We start from the raw sequence: 20,869 nt of genomic DNA on the forward strand, positions 1-20,869 counted from the left end.
CAGCGCTCCCGCGTCTCAACAGGAAGCTGTATGCCCGCGAATCAGGATAGCGTCAGCATGGCGCTCTTTTGCGACTTCGAAAACGTCGCGCTCGGCGTGCGCGACGCGAAGTACGAAAAGTTCGACATCAAGCCCGTGCTCGAACGATTGCTCCTCAAAGGCAGCATCGTCGTGAAGAAGGCTTATTGCGACTGGGATCGCTACAAGGGCTTCAAGTCCGCGATGCACGAGGCAAGTTTCGAGCTGATCGAGATTCCGCACGTGCGGCAGTCGGGCAAGAATTCAGCCGATATCCGGCTCGTCGTCGATGCGCTCGACCTTTGCTACACGAAGTCGCACGTCGATACGTTCGTCATCATCAGCGGCGACTCGGACTTCTCGCCCCTCGTCTCGAAGTTGCGCGAGAACGCGAAGAAGGTGATCGGCGTGGGGGTGAAAAACTCGACCTCCGACTTGCTCGTCGCCAATTGCGACGAATTCATTTTCTACGACGACCTCGTGCGCGAGCAGCAGCGCGCGCTCGCCAAACGCGAGGCGAACGTGGCAACCAAGCGTCCCGCCGATGCCGACCGGCAGCCCAAGCAGGAGCCCGACGCGCGCAAGTCGCAGGCGGTCGCGATCGCCGTGGAGACTTTCGAGGCGCTGGTGTCCGAGCGAGGCGAGGGCGAAAAGATTTGGGCGTCGGTGCTCAAGAGTGCGATCAAGCGTCGCAAGCCGGGGTTCAGCGAATCGCACTATGGCTTTCGCGCGTTTGGGAATCTGCTCGACGAGGCGCGTTCGCGCGGTCTGCTGGAAGTCGGTCGCGATGACAAGTCCGGCTCTTTTGTCTTTCGTGCGGCCCAGACGATGAGCGCGGATGCGGGGCAGGGAGAAGCGGTGGTGGCATCGGTGGCGGAGCCTCAGGGCAATCAGCGCCGACGCGATAAGCGTGGCGGCCGTAAGGACAAGCAGCATGCCGTTGCAGAGGCCGTGCAAACTTCGGCCGATGACGACGCATTCGAAGTCGTGGATGAATTCACGGAGCATACCCGCGAAGACGCGCAATATCCCGCGCAAGAGTCTGCCGACAACGACGCGCTCGCAACTGCCGACGAACCCTCGGGCCACCATTCGCGTGGACGTGGCAGGCGGAATGATCGCCGAGGCTCGCAGCGTCCTGCGCCCGAATTCGCACGCGCTTTGGCTGACGACGACACGTTCGAAGTTGCGGGCCACGCAGTCGTACCCGGCGATCACGATAGTCGCGAAGACGCGTCGGAGCGCTTGCAAGCGTCGCCTGACAACGACGCGTCCGCACTCGCCGACGAACCCACGGGCTATCCACGCGGGCGGGGCAAGCGTAATGGCCGAAGAGACGCGCAGCGTCGCGCATCGAGTGATAACGACGCGTCTGAAGTCACCGACGAACCCGCCGCGCCGATCAACCAGGGACCCACCGCTGCATCTCACACCGAGAAGAAGCCCTCAGCGAGCCGACGCGGCGGGCGAAAGACCGCTGCAAAGAAGGCCGCCGAAAGCGCTATCGCGTCCTCGGATACAGGCGTTTTCGTGCAGCCTGGCGATGCAACCGACATTCCGAAGCCCGTAAAAAAAGCGCGCAAAACGACGTCACGCACGAGCCGGTCGCGCAAAGCCACCACGCCAACCGACGAGCAGTAAGCAACCTCAGTCGAGACGGAGTCGTTTCAGCACACGACTTCGTCGATGACCACTTCAATCGCTCTCGAAGCCCAGTCGATGAGCGCTGACGGCAAGCGCCGCGAGTTCATCGAAAGCAACGCAATCAACACCGCGAGCACGATGAGGGGAATGACGAAACGCTCCATCGTTTTGTCGCCCCGATTTCATTCGGGCGGCACTTGCGCAACGAGACGCGCACCGCCAACGAACACGACGGCTAGACTGACGTTCGCATTCATCGTCGAGATACACGAAGGGCTCTTTCAAGCGCGAAGTGACGCGCGATGGATTCCGGTCGCGCAATGAAAGCGTGAATCGAAAGCGGCTTCCTCCCTGCCAAATTGATTCGGATGACGAAATAATAAATCATGCGTCCATCCGTACAATGATTTTCCATAGGGCTGCGGCAACAAACCGAGTGCACGTTTCAACGTCATTTTCACGAACTTGTTGTAATCTAGAATTTCGTTCACCGCTTCGTCATCAGCAGGAAAAAGACGGCGGCACGACGCACTTAGAAACCATGTCCATGTATGCCGAGTGGAGGAAGCCATGGAGTCAGCCGTTGACGTTTATGCAGGGTTCGAGATTTCCGTGCGCGCCAAGCGCAACGAGCGCGAAGCGTGGGTCGCGGATATCGACGTTCGTCGCGACGGCGCGTCCGTCATCGACGAATGGCCGCAGACCACGCAGCCGGAATGGCGCACCGTCGAAGAAGCGCTACGCGACGGCATAGAGTGGGCGCGTCGCACCATCCGGCATCGCTTTCTCAACGATCCTTCCCACTCCGACGTAGCCGAGCGCGAGCGCGCGCAAACCTGGTTCAACGACGAACTCGAGCATCGGCCCGGAGCGGTCGTGGTGCGCGTCGGTTGAAGCCGCTTCGCCTTCGACAACATCATTCCTTGCAATCGAATAGAACAGATGCCCAACGAGATTCCGGAATCGCAAGCTGTCTGTAACCCCATTTCGCGCAGCGCGATCTTTATCGTCGCCACGGTGGCGCACGGACGCGAGCACGGCGACACCGTGCGCTCCTGGTGCGGCGATATCGCCGCGCTGGTCCGCGCAGTTGGCACGCGGGCTCCAACCGCGAATCTCTCTTGCGTGTGCGGCTTCGGCTCCGACATTTGGGACTCGCTGTTCGGCTCGCCACGCCCGGCCGCGCTGCATCCGTTCCGCGAGTTCGGTTCGGGCGAGCGGCGCGCCATTTCCACGCCCGGCGACATTCTGCTGCATATCCGCGCGGACCACATGGACCTGTGCTTCGAGCTTGCCGCGCAAATGCTCGAGGCACTCGGCGATGCCGTTACTGTCGTCGATGAAGTGCACGGCTTCCGTTACTTCGATCTGCGCGATATGGTCGGCTTCGTGGATGGCACCGAAAATCCATCGGGCCGCGCGGCGCAGCACTTCGCGATCATCGGTGAGGAAGATGCGGAATTTGCGGGCGGCAGCTATGTGATCGTGCAAAAGTATCTGCACAAAATGGCCGCTTGGAACGCGCTGACGGTAGAGCAGCAGGAGAAGATCATCGGCCGCAAGAAGCTGTCCGATATCGAACTCGACGCAGCGGTGAAACCCTCGTGCTCGCACAGTTCGCTCACCACGCTCGATGAAAACGGCCAGGAAGTGAAAATCCTGCGTCACAACATGGCCTTCGGACGGCCCGGCGCGGGCGAGTTCGGCACGTATTTCATCGGCTATGCGCGTTCGCCTGCGCCCACCGAGCAGATGATGGAGAACATGTTCGTCGGCAGGCCGCCCGGCAACTACGACCGGCTGCTCGACTTCAGTCACGCCGTCACGGGCGGCTTGTTCTTCGTACCGTCGGCCGACTTGCTCGAAGCACTCGCCGACCGCGATCCCGCCGCACAACCCGCGCCCGCATCGTCATCGTCGTCTTCATCCGATGCAACGCCGAGCCGTGCGGACGGCTCACTGAACATCGGTTCACTCAAAGGACAGTCCTGACATGAACAACCTGCATCGCGAGCTCGCGCCCATTTCGAGCGCGGCATGGTCGCAAATCGAAGCGGAAGTGGCGCGCACCTTCAAGCGCTCGCTTGCCGGCCGGCGCGTGGTGGATGTGAAAGGTCCCGGTGGTGTCGATCTTTCGGGCGTGGGAACGGGACATCAGACGGCGATTGCATCGCCTGCCAAGGGCGTAAGCGCGAAGCGTTACGACGTGAAGACGCTCATCGAACTGACGGTGCCTTTCACGTTGCAGCGCGAATCGATCGACAGCGTCGAGCGCGGTTCGAACGACGGCGACTGGCAGCCCGCGAAGACGGCGGCAAGCGAACTGGCTATCGCCGAAGACAGCGCCATTTTCGATGGTTTCGGCGCGGCGGACATCACGGGCATCCGCGAAGGATCGTCCAACGACGCGACGACACTGCCTGCCGACGTAAGCGACTATCCGCGTGCCATTAGCGAGTCGCTCGAAAAATTGCGGCTTGCGGGCGTGGACGGTCCGTACACGGTGCTGCTAGGCGCGGATGCCTACACGGCGCTCGCCGAAGCCAGCGATCAAGGCTATCCGGTGATCCAGCATATCAAGCGCATAGTGGATGGCGATCTCATCTGGGCGCCTGCCATCAAGGGCGGCTGCGTGCTTTCCACGCGCGGTGGCGACTACGAACTGCATCTCGGGCAGGACCTCTCCATAGGCTATACGAGCCATACGGACACGACCGTGCAACTCTATCTGCGCGAAACGCTGACCTTCCTGATGCTGACGAGCGAGGCGTCGGTGGCGGTGGTCGCTGCATCGGCTTAAAGCGCGGGCCACGCCTTACCTCTCAGGTAATCGACGCACGGCACGGCGCACGCGAAGATGTCTTCACCTCATCAAACGGGAGACATTCGAATGACCGCATACGCCGTGGGCCAACTGCACGAAGTCGAGATGTGCGCGGATATCGTTCAATACCTGGAAGCGATCGATGCGACGCTCGCGCCCTTCGACGGTCACTTCATCATTCACGGTGAACGCCCGGAAATGCGCGAGGGAGAGTGGAGGGGCGATCTCATCGTGATCGCCTTTCCCGATCTCGCGCAAGTGCGCGCCTGGTACGAATCCGACGCTTATCAACGCATCCTGCCGCTACGCACGAAGCACGCGAGCAGCGCGGTGTTCTTCATCGATGGCGTGGATAGGGATCACAAAGCGACCGACATCCTGACTTAACCCGACAGCGGCCGCTCGGGTTCCAGGGCTGCGCCGCCCAGAATGGACGTTGCATCGGCGCGCGCGTGGTTGAGTTGCACGAGGCTCGCCTGACGCGCGGCGAGCGCATCGCGATGCGCTATTGCCGTGAGAATGGCTTTGTGCCGCGGCAGCGACAGCGCATGCGTGTTCGGATGCCGGCTCGTCAGCTTGATCGATTCCGACAGCGCGAGCGACAGCATATTGCCGATATACGCGAGCATGTCGTTGTGCGTCGCGGACATGATCGCGCGATGAAAATACAGATCCGGTTCGAGCAGTTCTTCGGCGGTCTGCGCGGCTTCCATGCTCTTATATGCCGCGCCGATACGCTCGATATCCTCGTTCGTTGCAGAGATGGCGGCGAGCGCCGCAGCGGCAGGCTCGATGATCTGCCGCACCGTCATCAGCGAACGAAAGAACTCGCCTTCACGGAGATTGCCGACGGTCCAGACGAGCACATCGGGATCGAGCATGTGCCATTCGTCGCGCGCACGCACCACGCTGCCCACGCGCGGCTTCGAGACGACGAGTCCCTTCGCCACCAGCACGCGAGTTGCCTCACGCAGCACGGGACGGCTCACGCCATAGGTTTCGCAGAGCGCGGGCTCGGCAGGCAGACGTTGTCCCGGCGCGAACACGCCGCTCACGATCTGCATGCCGAGTTCCTGCACGATCCGTCCGTGCATGCTCTTGCGTTTCGCCGGGTTCCGGTAGTCCATATCGATCCGGCCGATGTCCTGAAGTCGCGCCCGTTGCGTCCGTTGCGTCCGTTGCGTCCGCTACGCGGTGGTCGCCCGCATCGCGCGATATTCCCGCCGCACGATTTCCATCAGCTCCGCCACCGACGTATTCGCGCTGCGCTGCTCATACGTCACGCGTCCGCGTTGCATCAGGATGATGCGATCGGCGATATCGAGCGTCTGCGCGTAGTTGTGCATGATCATGATGATCGACAGGCCGCCTTTCTCCTTCAGACGCAAGACGAGATCGATGATGAGCGCAGCCTCGCGTGCGCCCATGGCGGCGAGCGGTTCGTCGAGCAACAGAATCTTCGCGTTCGAATTGACGGCGCGCGCCACCGCTATAGCCTGACGTTGGCCGCCCGAAAGACGCTCCACAGGCAGATCGACGGAAGGCACATGCACGCCGATATCGTCGAGACATTGCGCGGCGCGCTCGCGCATCTGCTTGTGATCGAGCAGACGAAACGGGCCCGGCTTCACGATCTCGCGATTCAGGAACATGTTGTGATAGATGCTCAGCGAATTCGCGAGCGCGAGATCCTGATACACACATTCGATACCGAGCGAACGCGCATGATCGACCGAGCGCAGCAAGGTTTCTTCACCGTGTATCTCGAGCTTTCCATCGGTCTGCTGATGGTAGCCCGTGAGTATTTTGACGAGCGTGGACTTGCCCGCGCCGTTGTCGCCGAGCACGCCAAGAATTTCGCCCGAGCCGAGCGAGAACGACACGCCATCGAGCGCCGTCACCGCGCCGAAGCGCTTGACGAGGTTGTCGCCACGCAGCGCATAGCTCGCCGGGGCGGTTTGCAAAACATCGCTCATACCCGGCCTCCCTTGCGGCGAACGCGGCCGATATGGATGTTGAAGATCATCGCGGCGAGAATGGCGGCGCCCAGAATGATGTTGAACGTGAACGCGTTGATGCCGATGAGCGTAAAGCCATCGTTCAGAATGCCCAGCACGGCCGCGCCGATGAGCCCGCCCACGATGGTGCCCGAGCCGCCGGTCAGTGGCGTGCCGCCGATCACGGCCGCCGCGACGGCCAGAAACATGATCTGGTTGCCGCCTGCTTGCGGGTCGATGGACGTAATGCGGTAGCCCTCGAGAATGCCCGTGAAGCCCGCGAGCACTGCGGCGAGAACGAAGTTTCCGAGCCGCAAGCGGTTCACCTGAATTCCGGCCTCGCTCGCGCCAATGGCGTTCGCGCCGGCCGCCTGCGTATGCAGTCCCCATCGCGTATGACGTAACAGCACGTGCATGACGAAGCCTATCGCCACTGTCCAGATGATCTCGCTATAGCCCCATCCGCCCATCACGGCAGCGAAGCCCGGTTCGCCCGGCGTAGCCACCGGCGTGCCGCGTGAAAGCGTCAAGGTGATGCCGTTGATGAGAAACAGCGTGCCGAGCGTGGTGACGAATGAAGGCAGGCGCAGCCATACCGTCACCGCGCCATTCACGAAGCCGATGATCGCCGCCGCGACGAGTCCCGCGATCACCGCGAGCCACATGGGCGCGCCCGCGTCGTTGGCGAACACCATCATGAAAGGCGCGAAGGCGAACACCATGCCCGCCGACAGATCGATGTCGCCGCCGATCATCAGCATCACTTCGCCGAACGCAATGATCGCCACCGGCGCGATGAACTGCGAGAGGTTGACGAGACTCGCGTTGCTCAACAGGAAGTCGTGATTGATGACCTGAAAGTACGCGCACAACAGCACGGCCACGAGCAGGATGCGCAACTCCGCCGCCCAGTTCGACAACAAGGCCCCGCGCGGCCGTGGAACGCGCGCGGGAGCTTGTGTCTTCTGCGGTTCGTTGACCGCGTTCATCATGATTTGATCGCGCCGTTCATCGGCACGATCTGCGGCTTGGTCGACTTGCCTTCATAGCGCGTCGACGTGTTGAGATACGGCTCGACCGTGCCCTTGGTGACGAACTTCAGGCCCGTGTTGATGTTGGCCGGCCCGACAAGTCCACCGGAAGCCAGGAACGTGAACGCTTCCACGACCGTATAAAAGCCCTGCACATAAGGCTGCTGGTCGATGGTGAAATCGAGGAAGCCTTCGTGAATCAACTGGACGGTCTGGGGCAACAGATCGAAGCCGCCGCCGTGCACGCCCTTCGACGGCAGGTTGGACTCCTTCATCACTTGCGCCACGCCTTGCGTGCTGCCTGCATCCACCGCGAACATGCCTTTCAGATCCTGATGGCCGAGATAAAACGCCTTGATCTTCGAAAGCTCTTCGTTGACCGTGGCGCCCGTGGCGACCGTCTGAACGTCGATCTTCTTGCCGGACTTCTTGATCGCGTCGCTCGCGCCATCGAGGCGCGGCTGGATGTTCAACTGTCCGGGCGTCGCGATGAAAAGCGCCACCAGGCCGCTGTCGACGAGACTCGCAATACGCTCGCCCATCTGATAGCCAGAGAGATACAAGTCCTGCCCGATGTACGCGAGGCGCGGGCTCGTCTTGCCGCGCGGCGCATCGGCGTTATAGGCGAACACGGCGATGCCCGCATCGAGCGCGGCCTGGATGGGCTTGTCGAAGGCGGTCGGATCGACGATAGGAACGGCGATGGCATCCGCCTTGGCCGCGATGGCGGAATTCACCGCGCGCACCATTTCGCCCGCATCCGAAGTGGCGGAGCCCGTCCACTGATAATCCATGCCGAGCAGCGAACAGGCGTCCTGAATGCCGTATTGCGTTGGCACGAAGAAAGGATTCGTGGTCACGTGATTGACGAACACGATCTTCCATTTCTTGTGCTGCGGAAATGCGGTTTCCGCGGCCTGCGCCGACGAGATCAATCCGCCCGCGCCGCCGGCCGCGCCGAGAAGCGACAGCGCTGCTCCCAGACCCGCACCCTGCATGAGGCCGCGACGGCCGTTGTTGATCGTGCTCTTGTTGTCTTCCGCGTCTTTTGAATCATGCGCCATGTCTTCCTCCTAGCCCTTTCTCGTTGGTCGATGGGTCGACTGATCGTCGATCATGTTCAGATAGTGAGTGGTGCGGGTTTGCGTCAAATGATGGGATGCTCGTGCAACTCCGACGTTGTTCTATTTCTTCGATTCATCGCGCTCTCAGGTTCGGCGTGGTGAAGCTCGAAGCACTCGGTTTGCTTCGCTGCAGCATCGCCTCTCGTTGAATTAGCCAAACTATATGCAGCGTTCACGCACGTTTCGATTAGCGTTTTCCCGGTAAGATGAAGCGCAATAGTCATGCTATTTCCAGCATCTCTCAAAGAGTGGGTAAAAGACATGGATGAGCCAAAACGTAAACTTCGATCGGCCGCCTGGTTCGGCACCGCGGACAAAAACGGCTTCATGTATCGAAGCTGGATGAAGAACCAGGGCATTCCGGGTCACGAGTTCGAAGGCAAGCCGATCATCGGCATATGTAATACGTGGTCCGAACTAACGCCGTGCAATGCGCACTTCCGCAAGCTCGCCGAGCACGTGAAGCGCGGCGTATTCGAGGCGGGCGGTTTTCCCGTCGAGTTTCCGGTGTTTTCGAATGGCGAATCGAACCTGCGTCCCACGGCCATGTTCACACGCAATCTCGCGAGCATGGATGTCGAGGAAGCCATTCGCGGCAATCCGGTCGATGCGGTCGTGCTGCTCGTCGGTTGCGACAAGACCACGCCCGCGCTTCTGATGGGCGCGGCGAGTTGCGACGTGCCGGCCATCGTCGTGTCGGGCGGGCCGATGTTGAACGGCAAGCATCACGGGCGCGACATCGGCTCGGGCACGGTCGTGTGGCAGCTGAGCGAGCAAGTGAAGGCGGGCAAGATATCGATTCACGAATTCATGTCGGCGGAAGCGGGCATGTCGCGTTCGGCGGGCACCTGCAACACCATGGGCACCGCATCGACCATGGCGTGCATGGCCGAAGCGCTCGGCGTGACCTTGCCGCACAACGCCGCGATTCCTGCCGTCGATGCACGCCGCTATGTGCTCGCGCATTTGTCCGGCATGCGTGTCGTCACCATGGCGCTCGAAGACTTGCGACTGTCGAAGCTCCTCACGCGTGAAGCATTCGAGAACGCCATCCGCGCGAACGCGGCCATTGGCGGTTCGACCAATGCGGCCATTCACTTGAAAGCGATTGCCGGGCGCATTGGCGTCGATCTACAACTCGACGACTGGACGCGCGTCGGACGCGGCACGCCCACGCTCGTCGACCTTCAGCCATCGGGCCGCTTTCTGATGGAGGAGTTTTATTACGCGGGCGGCTTGCCTGCGGTGCTGCGGCGCCTTGGCGAAGCGAATTTGCTGCCGCATCCAAACGCGCTCACCGCGAATGGCCACACAATCTGGGAGAACTGCAGGGAAGCGCCGCTCTATAACGACGAAGTCATCCGGCCGCTCGACAAACCGCTCGTGGAAGACGGCGGCCTGTGCGTGCTGCGCGGCAATCTCGCGCCCAATGGCGCGGTGCTGAAGCCGTCGGCGGCGACGGCGTCGTTACTCAAGCATCGCGGACGCGCGGTCGTGTTCGAAAACTTCGACGACTACAAGCAGAGAATTGCCGATCCCGAACTCGAGGTCACGGAAGACTCCGTGCTCGTGATGAAGAACTGTGGACCGAAGGGTTATCCGGGCATGGCTGAAGTCGGCAACATGGGTTTGCCGCCCAAGATTCTCGCGCAAGGCGTGACCGACATGGTGCGCGTATCCGATGCTCGCATGAGCGGCACCGCTTATGGCACCGTCGTGCTGCACGTTGCACCGGAAGCGCGCGCGGGCGGTCCGCTGGCTATCGTGCGCAACGGCGACTGGATCGAGCTCGATGCCATGCAGGGCGTGCTGCGTATCGATATCGACGAAGCGGAAATCAACACTCGGCTCGAAGCATGGAAGGCGGCGAAGACCGAGACGCCCGCGGACCATAGCGGTTATCGCAAGCTCTATGTCGATCATGTGCTGCAAGCCGACGAAGGCTGTGACTTCGACTTTCTCGTGGGCTGCCGGGGCGCGGAGGTGCCGCGTCACTCGCACTAGACACGAAGCGCACCGAACTATTTTGATTTCTCGTTGACAACGCGAATTTCGGCGCACTAGTATCGACTCCATTCCTTACGGCCCGACAACGATGTCCGCCTGAGGACCCGGCGTAGAAGCCCCCTGACGAACCGTGCGTTCGTCAGGGGGCTTTTTTTGTCTGTTTTCCTGGAGAACCTCAATGTTGCCAAAGCCGTCTGGCTGGATGCGTCTGGCCCTGCTTGCAGGACTTGGTCTCTCGTCGCTTGCTGCCAGCGCGGCGGACCCCGTGAAAATCGGCTTGCTCGAAGATGCTTCGGGCAACTTTGCGCTTGCGACCATCCCGAAGATCCACGCGACGCAACTCGCCGTCGATGAAATCAACGCAAAGGGCGGCATTCTCGGGCGCCCCATCACGTTGATCGCGTATGACACGCAGTCCGACAATACGAAGTTCCAGGAGCTTGCACGGCGGCTCGTTCAGACCGACAAACCCGACGTGATTTTCGGCGCGTTCTCCAGCGCGTCGCGCGAGGCCATTCGTCCGATCATGGACCGCGCCAAGCAACTTTATTTCTACGATAACCAGTACGAAGGCGGCGTCTGCGACAGCACCACATTCGTCACGGGCGCCGTTCCCGAACAGCAGTTCTCGACCTTGCTGCCGTGGATGATGCAGAAGTTCGGCAAGAAGGTGTACACCATCGCGGCCGACTATAACTTCGGCCAGATCTCGGCGGAATGGGTGCGCAATATCGTCAAGGAAAATGGCGGCACGATGGTCGGCGAGGAATTCATTCCGCTTTCTGTTTCGCAGTTCGGCCAGACCATTCAGAACATTCAGAAGGCCAAGCCCGACTTCGTCGTGACCTTGCTGGTGGGCGCCAATCAGGCTTCTTATTACGAGCAGCAAGCGCCCGCGCATCTGAACTTGCCGATGGCGAGTTCGGTCAACGTGGGCCAGGCCTACGAGCACAAGCGCTTCAAACCGCCCGCGCTCAAGGACATGTACGTGACGGCGAATTATGTCGAGGAAGTCGATACCCCCGCGAGCAACGACTTCAAGAAGCGCTTCCACGCCAAGTTCCCGAACGAGCCGTATATCAACCAGGAAGCGGCCAACGCTTACGACGCCATCTATCTGTACAAGGCGGCGGCTGAAAAGGCCAAGACCACTGATCAGGCGGCGGTGCAGAAGGCGCTGGAAAGCGGCATCTGCACGGAAGGCGCGCAGGGCAAGGTGTGTATCGATCCGAAGAGCCATCACGTGAGCCACACGATCTACCTCGTGCATGTGAAGGACGATCACTCGGTCGACATTCCGAAAGTATGGGACGACGTGCAGCCTTACTGGCTGGGCAAGGTCGGCTGCGATCTGCCGAACAAGCCGGATCATCGTCAGTACACGCCGACGAATCTGCCGAAGAAGTCGTAAGTTGAGGAAACGGCGCGCCGCTCGTCACGAGCGAAACGCGCCGGCAACCTGGGTGACGCATTCATGGCCACGGTGTTCGTACTTTATTCGCTCGTTTATCAATTCGGCGACAGCTTCGCTTATCTCGTGCTCGCAGCGCTCGGTCTTGCCGTGATCTTCGGCATGATGGGCGTGATCAACCTTGCGCATGGCGAATTCATCATGTGCGGCGCGTATGTGACGATCATCGCGGCGAAGCGCGGCGTACCCTTACCGCTCGCGATGCTGCTCGGCGCGATCGCCGCTGCGATAGCGGGCGTCGTCATCGAACGTCTGGTGATACGTCATCTCTACGACCGTCTCTTCGATTCGGTGGTCGCGACGTGGGCCATCAGCCTTATCGTGCAACAGACCATGCTGCTGGTCGCCGGGCCGTCGATAGAAGGCATCGGCACGCCGTTCGGATCGTTCTATGTCGGCGAATACTCGTTCTCGGTGTATCGCGCCGTCCTGCCGGTGATCGCGCTCGTGATTCTGTTCGCGTTGTACCTCCTGTTCTTCAAGACCAACTATGGCGTCTGCGCACGGGCCACCATACAGAACGCGAACATCGCGCAATGTCTCGGCTTGCGCACGGACCGGCTCTACACGCTGACCTTCGCGCTCGGTGCGGGGCTCGCGGGGCTGACCGGCGCGCTCTATGCACCGACCATGACCGCCGTGCCCACGATGGGCAGCAACTTCATCGTGCAGGCGTTCGTCTCGGTGGTGGTCGGCGGCGCCAACGTCATTGCGGGCACCACGCCTGCCGCTGCCGTGCTCGCGGTGATACAGACGGCGCTCACTGCATCGTATGGTCAGTTGTTCGGGCAGATCGGCTTGCTGGTGACGGTGATCGTCGTCATCCGGCTGATGCCGCAAGGCCTCGGCAATCTGTTCACCCGCTTGCGTTAGGAGCCTCGTGTGAACAAATCAATCGCATTGAAGTGTCTGCCGTGGCTCGTCGCATTTTGCTTGCCGATGGTGATCGACGCCACCGCAAGCGGCAATCTCGCCTACTGTCTCGTGTGGGCTTTCAGCGCGGTCGGACTTGCGGCGATGTGGGGCCACGGCGGCATTCTCTCGTTCGGACAGACCGCGTTCTTCGGGCTTTCGGGCTATACGTATGGCGTCTTTACGCTCAACTTCGGCGACTACTGGTATCAGTCGTGGCTCGGCGTGATCGTCGGCTTGCTGGTGAGCGTGGTGGTGGCCGCCTTGATCGGCTACATGATCTTCTACGGGCGCATCAAGGGTGTGTTCATCGGCATCGTGACCTTGTCGGTCACGCTCGTGCTCGAAACGTTCATGGCGCAGACGGCGGGGCCGCAATGGACCATAGGACAGGCACCGCTCAACGGCTACAACGGCATGGGCGGCATGCCGCAGCTCACCATTCCGTGGCCCGGCGGCACGCTCACGCTGGAGAACGCGAGCTTCTATTACCTCGTGCTGGTATTGCTGCTGATCGTGTATGCGATCGCTAAACGCCTGCTCGACGGAACCTTCGGACTCACGCTCGTCGCGATCCGCGAGAACCCGCAGCGCGCGGAAATGCTGGGCGTGGATATCCGCCGGCATCAGTGGATGATCTTCGTATTCGGCTCCACGCTCGGCGGCCTGTCCGGTGCGCTCTATACGATCTGGGGGTCCTATATCACGCCATCGACGATGGGACTCACCGCAGCCGCAATGCCCGTCATCTGGGTGGCTACCGCGGGCAGGCAGAGCATCGGCGGCGCGATCATCGGCACTGCATTCCTCGTGTGGCTCTCGCAAAACCTCGCGGTGTACGGCAGCCAGTACGCGCTCATTCTGATGGGTGCGATCCTGCTGATCGTCGTGCTCGCGGCGCCCGAAGGCTTGCTGCCATCGTCGGCGAAGTTGCTGCGACGACTCTTCGACCGCGACCGGACGCATTCGCATGGCGCGATCAATGCGCACAAGGAGAGCAAATCTTGACGGCCTTACTCGAAACGCGCGCGCTCAAGAAGCACTTCGGCGGCGCGCACGTGATCAACGGTATCGACTTTCAGATCGACGCGGGCGAGATACGTTGCGTGATCGGTCCCAATGGCGCGGGCAAGAGCACGTTCTTCAAGCTCATCACCGGTGAACATAGACCATCGGACGGCAGCGTGTATTTTCTCGGCCGCGACATGAACCATGTGTTGCCGCATGAGCGCATACGCATGGGCATGAGCATCAAGTTTCAGATACCCGGCGTGTTCCCGGACCTCACCGTGCGCCAGCATCTGCAACTGTCGCTGCATCGCGCGAAAGATGACAGGCCCGAGAGCATCGACGAACTCTTGCAGCGCTTCTTGCTCGCGCAGGAAGAGCATGTACCGGCGCGCAATCTTTCGCACGGCAAGAAGCAATGGCTTGAAATAGCGATGGCCGTATCGCTGCGCCCGAAGCTACTCTTTCTCGATGAACCCGTGGCCGGCATGTCGGTGGAAGAGACGCACGCGACGGGCGAACTCATCAAGCAACTACGCGACGATGGTCTCACGATGATGGTCGTCGAACACGACATGACCTTCGTGAAGCAGATCGCAACGCGCGTGAGCGTGCTGCACGGCGGACGCCTTCTCGCCGATGGTCCGCTCGATGAAATCCTCGCGCGCGACGATGTTGCCGAGGTTTATCTGGGGAAGAAGCAATGAGCGCCTTCTTCGAGGTATCGGGCGTGGAAGGCGGCTATGGCGGCGGACGCGTGTTGAATAGCGTGTCCTTCGGCATAGAACGCGGCGAAGTGCTCGCAATGATCGGCCGCAACGGCGTGGGCAAGACCACGTTGATGCGCGCGTTGATCGGACTCGTGCCGTTGAGCGCGGGAAGCATTGCGCTCGATGGCGTCGAGCTCGGGCATGCGAAGCCTTACGTGCGAGCGCAGCAAGGCATCGGTTATGTGCCGCAAGGGCGCGAGATATTCGGCATGTTGACCGTGGCCGAGAACCTGCAGGTCGGTGCACAGGCCAATCGCGCGCAGGCCGCCGAGATGAAAGCGAAAGTCGTCGAGTACTTTCCGATTCTCAAGGCGCGTTACCGGCAAAGGGCGGGCACCATGAGCGGCGGCGAACAACAGCAACTGGCGATTGCGCGCGCGTTGATCAGCGCGCCCAAGGTGTTGTTGCTCGATGAGCCGTCCGAGGGCATTCAACCGTCGATCGTCACGCTCATCGGCGACACCATTCAACAGATTGCGCGGGAGGCGCGTATCGGCGTATTGCTGGTCGAGCAGGACATGGGCATGGTAGAGCGCATTGCGTCGCGCTGCTGCGTGATGGACAAGGGCCGCATAGTCGATACCCTGAGCCCGGCGCAACTCGGAGACGAACAACTGATTCGCCAGTATCTGGCACTGTGAAGGAGCATCAGACATGAAATGGCTTGAAGATTCGATCATGATGAAACGTGGCGTCGGCGCGAGCCGCGAGCCGGTTGAGCACCATCTCACGGAAGAGTTGCAGCAGACGTTCCACTACACCATCGGTCCTTATTCGCAACCGGTGCTGCATGTGAAACCGGGCGACCGTATCGTGGTTGAAACGCGCGATGCCTTCGAAGGCAAGATCAAGGAAGAGACCGACAAGCCATCCGAACTGCTGACTGTGCCGTTTCTCAATCCGCAGAACGGACCCGTCATGATAGAAGGCGCGGAGAAGGGCGACGTGGTGGCCGTGTACATCGAAAAGATGTCGCCGCGCGGTGACGACCCGCACGGCTTCTGCTGCATGATCCCCAACTTCGGCGGCCTCACGGGCACGGACTACACGGCGCTTCTCAACGAGCCGCTGCCCGAGATCGTGCGCAAGATCAAGATCGACGAAGAGAACGTCTATTGGAGCAAGCGCAATACGTTGCCGTACAAGCCGCATATCGGCACCTTGAGTCTTTCGCCGGAGATCGACTCCATCAACTCGCTCACGCCGGATTCGCACGGCGGCAACATGGATGTGCCCGACATGGGGCCAGGCAGCATCACCTACTTGCCGGTGCGCTCGCCAGGCGGACGGCTTTTTATCGGCGATGCACACGCCTGCCAGGGCGATGGCGAAGTGTGCGGCACGGCGGTGGAGTATCGAAGCACGACGACGGTGCGCGTCGATCTCATCAAGGGCTGGAAGATCGATTGGCCGCGACTCGAAAACGAAGACGCGCTGATGAGTATCGGTAGTGCGCGTCCGTTGGAAGACGCCACGCGCATTGCGTACCGTGAGCTCGTGTTGTGGATGGCCGCCGAATATGGCTTCGACAAGTGGGATGCATATATGATGCTGAGTCAGGTAGGCAAGGTTCGGCTCGGCAACTTCGTCGATCCGAAATACACGGTGGGCGCCATGGTCGCGAAGCGCTACCTGAAATAACACTCAAATAAAGGCGTGCGACGCTCGAGTTCACGCGTTGCGCGTCCGTACATTTCCGGTGAGCGTGTCACGCTATGGCTTTGTCCGATCCCATCAAAGTGGGCCTGCTTTCTTCCACGAGCGGCGCGACTGCACTGCTCGAACGTTCGCAATGGCGCGGGGCCGCGCTTGCAATGGCCGAGATCAACGCGTGCGGTGGCATTGGCGGGCGCGAACTCGTGGCGGTTCATTACGATCCCGCGTCCGACCCAGCGGCATTCAGAGAGCGGGCGGAATGGCTCATCATGAAAGACGGCGTGAACGTGATCTTCGGCGGTTACACGTCCACGAGCCGCAAGGCCATGTTGCCGGTGGTCGAGAAGCACAATCGTCTGCTCATTTATTCGCAGCAGTATGAAGGCTTCGAGTATTCGGACAACATCATTTATAGCGGGGCATCGCCGAATCAAAATGGCGTGCAGTTGGCCGACTTCATGACGGAGACGTTCGGTGCGCGTGTGTATATGGTCGGCTCGCGCTATGTCTATCCGTATGAGTGCAACCGCACGATGCAGGAGTTGCTGTTGCAGCATCCGGAAGGCGCGATTCTCGGTGAACGTTATCTTCCGCTCGATGTATCGCGCGAGCCGTTCGCCGAAGTCATCGCGGACATCAAACGCAAATCGCCCGACTGGATTTTTTGCACGCTGATCGGCGCCACGGTGCCGTATCTCTACGAAGCCTATGCGCGCGCCGGCCTCGATCCCGCGGTGATGCCCATTGCCAGCCTCAACACGTCCGAGACCGAGATTCATGCAATGGAACGAGGAATCGCACAAGGACACTACACGGCCGCGCCTTATTTTCAAAGCATCGATACGCCGGAGAATCACGCCGCCGTGCGTCATCATCAGACGCGCTTTGGCGCCGATACACCCACCGACATGAACTGGGAGGCTGCGTACTATCAGATGCACATGTTCGCCGAAGCCTGCGCGCGCGCGGGCTCGGACGAGATCGGCACGATCATGCCGCATCTGCTCGGCGCGGAGTATGCGGCACCGCAGGGACGCGTGCGTATCGACCCGGTGAATCATCATATGGCGTTGTATCCGCGTATTGGCCGTGCGAATGAAGACGGTCACTTCAGCGTGTTGCGCGAGTCGAAGATCGCGGTCGCGCCCGATCCTTATATGACGCACCAGACGCTCGGCGATTGGGTGACCAAGCTGAGCTTGCGGGACTACTGACGTGAGCACGCGAGGCGACAGAGGACAGCGCAGTTTGACTGGCTCCATTCTGGAGCGCAGTCCGCGCGTGATCGTCGTGCATCCGGACGATGACGACGGCCTCACGTTGACGAGCCATTTGCGACGCATTGGCTTCGAGGTCGAACGCGTATGGCCGCCCACGGATGTGCTGCCCGATCACGTGGATCTCGTGTTTCGCGCGTTGCGGCCCGACGAACGCGCGCCGCAGGACGAATGGCTCGGTCCCGACGCGCCGCCGCTCATCTGCGTCATCGGCTACGAGAACCCGACGTTTATCGATCAGGCCATCAAGATGGGATCGGACGGCATCATCACCACGCCCATACGCGCGTCAGGCTTGTTGTCGGCCATCGTCATGGCGCTCTATCACGCACGACGCGCGCGTCAACATACGCAGCGTATTGCGAAGCTCGAACAGAAGCTGCTCGACAGTCGGCATTTGAGCGAGGCGAAGAGCATCCTCATGCTCATGCATCAGATCAGCGAGAGTCAGGCTTACGACATGCTCAGGGCGCAGGCGATGGAAAAGCGCGTGACTATCGACGATATCTGTCACTCGGTCATTCAAGCGGGCGAAGTGCTGCAGCTCAAACGCTGCGCCGCGCCCGGAGAGGAAAGTTAGGCACAGGAGCCACGGACATGGACTTGCAACTCAAGGGATTGAAAGCGATCGTCACGGGCGGGACCAAGGGCATTGGCCTGGCCATTGCACAGACGCTGGCGAAGGAGGGCGCGGATGTCGCCATCTGTGCGCGCGATGCGGCAAGCGTGGCAAGCACGGCGGATGCGCTCGCGGAACTGAGCGGCGCGCGTTCGCTGGGCGCAGCCGTCGATGTCGCCGACGGCGCGGCGCTCGAGACCTGGGTGCAAAGCGTTGGAGAGGACTGGGGCGGTATCGATATCATCGTCGCCAATGTGAGCGCGCTCGCCATCGGCAACGACATCGAATCGTGGCGCAAGGAGTTCGAGACCGACTTGCTCGGCACGGTTCATCTCGTCCATTCCGCCATGCCCTACCTCGAAAAGAGCGCGGCTGCATCTATCGTGGCCATTTCCAGCGTGTCGGGACGCGAGATCGATTTCGCGGCGGGACCGTATGGTGTTTTCAAGGCGGCGCTCGTTCACTACATGCAGGGGCTTGCGAATCAGCTTGCCGCGAAGGGCATTCGCGCGAACACGGTGTCGCCCGGCAATGTGTACTTCGAAGGCGGCGTGTGGGACTGGATCGAGCATAACGATCCCGAGCTCTTCGCCAAGGCGCTCGCGTTGAACCCGACAGGACGCATGGCAAAGCCGCAGGAGATTGCGAATGCCGTTGCGTTCATCGCGAGTCCGGCGGCGAGTTTCGTGAGCGGCGCCAACTTCGTCGTCGATGGCGCGCTCACTCGCGGCGTGCAGCTTTGAGCGGCACTGCGACCCTTACATCGGGTTCGCGGCGACGAAGTTCTTGAACGCCGTGTACTTCGGCTTGATGGTCCTGCCGTCGTTCTGCATCAGGCCGTAGGGACCTTCGCCGCCCACCGGGTCGTCATAGAGCTCGTAAGTCTGGATGGACTGGATGTTGTATTGCCTCGCGAGCAGCACGAACTCCGCCATCATAAGGTTGCCGACCAGATAGTTCGCGGTTTGCGTGTCCGTGCCATAGCTCGGACGCACACCGAATTCGTTGATCCAGATGGGCTTATTGAACTGCGCGAGCGCCGCGAGCACGTTGTGGCATCCGGTGCCGCCGCAAGCGTTCACGATGTCGCCCTGATCCGAATACCAGTGCCATGCGGTGATGTCCCAGCTCACAATGGGATGATTCGTGGTGCCGTCGGGTTGCGTGCCGTTGGCGAGCATCTGATCGAAGCCGTAGTGCATCCACGCGCCGCCGCCCATGACGATCTTGCCCGCCGTATCGACGGACTTCACGCCCGCGATCATGCCGCGGATCACGCCGCGTGCAATCTGAAACTTCGCGTTGTCGTAGTGCTGCGGATAGATGCCGTCCACGTTTCCGGTGAGGCATAGCGCTTCGAGCTCGTTGCTGACTTCATAGTACGGATAGCGATTTGCGGCCGCCGTCTGCTGACCGAGCGTGAAGGCCGCGTTATAGGCATCGGCTTCGCTGCTGTAGTTCAGGTCCATCAGCATGACGGGGTAAACGGTCACGCCGCCTGCGGCCATCGTCGTTGCGATGCCGGCGAGCTTGGTCGCACCATACGCGCTGAACACTTCGTTGCGATACATCTTCACGCCTAGATCCTGCAACTGCGAGAGTTGCAGCGCGGGGCTCGATATGTCGTAGGCGCCGCCTTCGTTGTTGTGGCCGTTCGCGCCATAGAAGATCGAGTGCACGGTCACGGGTGTGACGGGCGTGACGATCGTGCCGGAAGCGGGTGAGCCTGATGACGCCGGAGGGTTGTTTGCAGCGGGCGGGACAATGGGCGTTACGGGCGTTACGGGCGTTATAGGCGTTACGGGCGCTGCGGGCGCCGTGGGCGCGATGACGGTCGTGTCGTTGCTGCTGGTCGAGTTGCTGCCGCTGACCGTATGCGCGGACGACGTCGTGTCGCTCGTGGATGCCGTCGTCGTCGTCGTGGTCGCGGCCGAAGCCGATGCAGCGCCGCTTTGGGTCGTGGTCGTGGTTGGAGTCGTCGCTGCGGAGCCGGACGAGTTAGTGCCTGCCGCCGAGGTGCTCGACGCTTCCTTTGCATCGCCTCCGCCACCGCCGCCGCCACACGCCGCGAGAACGAGGCTCGCGGCGAGCGCTGCTGCAAGCTTGATCGCGCTTGGCGCGGTAAAACGGGTTGCAGAGAAAAGAGGCGCGGTCGTCATAACGATACAGAATCCCTTAAAGAAGGCGTGATCATCCGCACGGACCAGACGCGACGGAAGTTAGTCATCCGTATAAACGCAAATCCGAGGACGAACGAAACCGTCCGACACGAAGATCGGTGCTGGACCACTAAAGCGGTATCACGTCAGCCTGCGTCTTCAACGACGCGCGGCCCTGGGCGGCGAGCGTCGGACAATCGTTTGCTCGAAGCTCGCGTTTGAGAAAAGCTTGAAAAGTCGCTTGAACCGATGTTGCAAGAACGACCGATCGTCCTATAAGCATCGCTGCAACAAGTACGTTATCGGCGCGGCAGTGGCGAACTTTAGGCATTCAGGGAACGATGACAACGAA

Annotated in this window: 23 protein-coding genes; 16 read left to right on the top strand and 7 right to left on the bottom strand. The window is 61.0% G+C overall.

Translation table 11 applies throughout. The features are described 5' to 3' along the window. The first annotated feature begins 30 nt into the window (after positions 1 to 30). Positions 31 to 1,659, top strand: coding sequence for an NYN domain-containing protein (locus tag NCT04_RS22435; RefSeq protein ID WP_250467779.1), 1,629 nt, complete (start codon positions 31 to 33; stop codon positions 1,657 to 1,659). A gap of 26 nt (positions 1,660 to 1,685) precedes the next feature. Here NCT04_RS22435 and NCT04_RS22440 read toward each other — a convergent pair whose 3' ends face one another. Together NCT04_RS22440 and NCT04_RS22445 are read right to left on the bottom strand one after the other, a co-directional pair. Next, positions 1,686 to 1,826 carry a hypothetical protein gene (locus NCT04_RS22440; protein ID WP_250467780.1) on the bottom strand — a complete coding sequence of 47 codons (141 nt, stop codon included), beginning with the start codon at positions 1,824 to 1,826 and terminating at the stop codon, positions 1,686 to 1,688. Between the two features lie 117 nt (positions 1,827 to 1,943). Next, entirely contained in the window at positions 1,944 to 2,234 is a 291-nt protein-coding gene (locus NCT04_RS22445; RefSeq protein ID WP_250467781.1) for a hypothetical protein, read from the bottom strand. Here NCT04_RS22445 and NCT04_RS22450 point away from each other — a divergent pair. The 4 genes from NCT04_RS22450 to NCT04_RS22465 all read left to right on the top strand — a co-directional run bounded on the left by NCT04_RS22450 (position 2,233) and on the right by NCT04_RS22465 (position 4,873). Then, the gene (locus tag NCT04_RS22450; protein ID WP_250467782.1) at positions 2,233 to 2,556 is read left to right on the top strand and encodes a DUF6566 family protein; all 324 of its coding nucleotides are present in this window, start codon (positions 2,233 to 2,235) and stop codon (positions 2,554 to 2,556) included. The two genes, NCT04_RS22445 and NCT04_RS22450, sit on opposite strands and share 2 nt — an antisense overlap. 48 nt (positions 2,557 to 2,604) lie before the next feature. Next, complete coding sequence (locus NCT04_RS22455; protein WP_250467783.1) at positions 2,605 to 3,654, top strand: Dyp-type peroxidase; 1,050 nt, start codon at positions 2,605 to 2,607, stop codon at positions 3,652 to 3,654. Between the two features lies 1 nt (position 3,655). Continuing rightward, positions 3,656 to 4,462: a family 1 encapsulin nanocompartment shell protein gene (locus NCT04_RS22460; protein WP_250467784.1), complete on the top strand. Its 807-nt coding sequence runs from the start codon at positions 3,656 to 3,658 to the stop codon at positions 4,460 to 4,462. Positions 4,463 to 4,552: 90 nt separating this feature from the next. Then, positions 4,553 to 4,873 carry a DUF1330 domain-containing protein gene (locus NCT04_RS22465; protein ID WP_250467785.1) on the top strand — a complete coding sequence of 107 codons (321 nt, stop codon included), beginning with the start codon at positions 4,553 to 4,555 and terminating at the stop codon, positions 4,871 to 4,873. On the opposite strand, the gene NCT04_RS22470 is transcribed toward NCT04_RS22465, so the two are convergent. Genes NCT04_RS22470 through NCT04_RS22485 form a run of 4 tightly spaced genes read right to left on the bottom strand, consistent with a single transcriptional unit; the run spans position 4,870 to position 8,578 of the window. Then, on the bottom strand, positions 4,870 to 5,613 hold the full coding sequence (locus NCT04_RS22470) for a FadR/GntR family transcriptional regulator (RefSeq protein WP_244831068.1): 744 nt from the start codon (positions 5,611 to 5,613) through the stop codon (positions 4,870 to 4,872). The genes NCT04_RS22465 and NCT04_RS22470 overlap by 4 nt on opposite strands. 60 nt (positions 5,614 to 5,673) lie before the next feature. Further along, on the bottom strand, positions 5,674 to 6,462 hold the full coding sequence (locus NCT04_RS22475) for an ATP-binding cassette domain-containing protein (RefSeq protein WP_244831069.1): 789 nt from the start codon (positions 6,460 to 6,462) through the stop codon (positions 5,674 to 5,676). Further along, positions 6,459 to 7,472, bottom strand: a complete 1,014-nt coding sequence (locus NCT04_RS22480; RefSeq protein WP_244831930.1) for an ABC transporter permease — start codon at positions 7,470 to 7,472, stop codon at positions 6,459 to 6,461. Before NCT04_RS22480 ends, NCT04_RS22475 begins: the two co-directional genes overlap by 4 nt. After that, positions 7,472 to 8,578, bottom strand: coding sequence for a sugar ABC transporter substrate-binding protein (locus NCT04_RS22485; RefSeq protein WP_244831070.1), 1,107 nt, complete (start codon positions 8,576 to 8,578; stop codon positions 7,472 to 7,474). The genes NCT04_RS22480 and NCT04_RS22485 overlap by 1 nt, the downstream gene beginning before the upstream one ends. A 321-nt stretch (positions 8,579 to 8,899) precedes the next feature. Here NCT04_RS22485 and NCT04_RS22490 point away from each other — a divergent pair, with 321 nt between their 5' ends. From NCT04_RS22490 to NCT04_RS22535, 10 genes are all read left to right on the top strand, one after another. Further along, positions 8,900 to 10,642: an IlvD/Edd family dehydratase gene (locus tag NCT04_RS22490; RefSeq protein WP_250467786.1), complete on the top strand. Its 1,743-nt coding sequence runs from the start codon at positions 8,900 to 8,902 to the stop codon at positions 10,640 to 10,642. 181 nt (positions 10,643 to 10,823) lie between these two features. After that, complete coding sequence (locus NCT04_RS22495; protein ID WP_250467787.1) at positions 10,824 to 12,056, top strand: urea ABC transporter substrate-binding protein; 1,233 nt, start codon at positions 10,824 to 10,826, stop codon at positions 12,054 to 12,056. Between the two features lie 63 nt (positions 12,057 to 12,119). Further along, positions 12,120 to 12,989: an ABC transporter permease subunit gene (locus tag NCT04_RS22500; protein ID WP_250467788.1), complete on the top strand. Its 870-nt coding sequence runs from the start codon at positions 12,120 to 12,122 to the stop codon at positions 12,987 to 12,989. A 66-nt stretch (positions 12,990 to 13,055) separates the two neighbouring features. Beyond that, a complete protein-coding gene (locus NCT04_RS22505; RefSeq protein WP_250468037.1) occupies positions 13,056 to 14,036 on the top strand; it encodes a branched-chain amino acid ABC transporter permease in 981 nt (326 codons plus the stop codon). Then, positions 14,033 to 14,743 (top strand): ABC transporter ATP-binding protein, encoded by a 711-nt coding sequence (locus NCT04_RS22510; RefSeq protein ID WP_250467789.1) that lies wholly within the window; start codon positions 14,033 to 14,035, stop codon positions 14,741 to 14,743. The genes NCT04_RS22505 and NCT04_RS22510 overlap by 4 nt, the downstream gene beginning before the upstream one ends. After that, positions 14,740 to 15,447 (top strand): ABC transporter ATP-binding protein, encoded by a 708-nt coding sequence (locus NCT04_RS22515; protein ID WP_250467790.1) that lies wholly within the window; start codon positions 14,740 to 14,742, stop codon positions 15,445 to 15,447. The genes NCT04_RS22510 and NCT04_RS22515 overlap by 4 nt, the downstream gene beginning before the upstream one ends. A gap of 13 nt (positions 15,448 to 15,460) precedes the next feature. After that, complete coding sequence (locus NCT04_RS22520) at positions 15,461 to 16,447, top strand: acetamidase/formamidase family protein (RefSeq protein ID WP_250467791.1); 987 nt, start codon at positions 15,461 to 15,463, stop codon at positions 16,445 to 16,447. Positions 16,448 to 16,521: 74 nt separating this feature from the next. Next, positions 16,522 to 17,676 (top strand): transporter substrate-binding domain-containing protein, encoded by a 1,155-nt coding sequence (locus NCT04_RS22525; protein ID WP_244831077.1) that lies wholly within the window; start codon positions 16,522 to 16,524, stop codon positions 17,674 to 17,676. A gap of 1 nt (position 17,677) precedes the next feature. Continuing rightward, complete coding sequence (locus NCT04_RS22530; protein WP_244831078.1) at positions 17,678 to 18,319, top strand: ANTAR domain-containing response regulator; 642 nt, start codon at positions 17,678 to 17,680, stop codon at positions 18,317 to 18,319. 17 nt (positions 18,320 to 18,336) lie between these two features. Next, on the top strand, positions 18,337 to 19,101 hold the full coding sequence (locus tag NCT04_RS22535) for an SDR family NAD(P)-dependent oxidoreductase (protein WP_250467792.1): 765 nt from the start codon (positions 18,337 to 18,339) through the stop codon (positions 19,099 to 19,101). A gap of 15 nt (positions 19,102 to 19,116) precedes the next feature. Here NCT04_RS22535 and NCT04_RS22540 read toward each other — a convergent pair whose 3' ends face one another. Next, the gene (locus NCT04_RS22540) at positions 19,117 to 20,043 is read right to left on the bottom strand and encodes a glycosyl hydrolase (RefSeq protein WP_250467793.1); all 927 of its coding nucleotides are present in this window, start codon (positions 20,041 to 20,043) and stop codon (positions 19,117 to 19,119) included. Positions 20,044 to 20,047: 4 nt separating this feature from the next. Between NCT04_RS22540 and NCT04_RS22545 the strand changes: the two genes are divergently transcribed. After that, the gene (locus NCT04_RS22545; protein ID WP_250467794.1) at positions 20,048 to 20,548 is read left to right on the top strand and encodes a hypothetical protein; all 501 of its coding nucleotides are present in this window, start codon (positions 20,048 to 20,050) and stop codon (positions 20,546 to 20,548) included. The last annotated feature ends 321 nt before the right edge of the window (positions 20,549 to 20,869 follow it).

Source organism: Caballeronia sp. GAFFF2 (assembly GCF_023631485.1).
Taxonomy (GTDB): domain Bacteria; phylum Pseudomonadota; class Gammaproteobacteria; order Burkholderiales; family Burkholderiaceae; genus Caballeronia.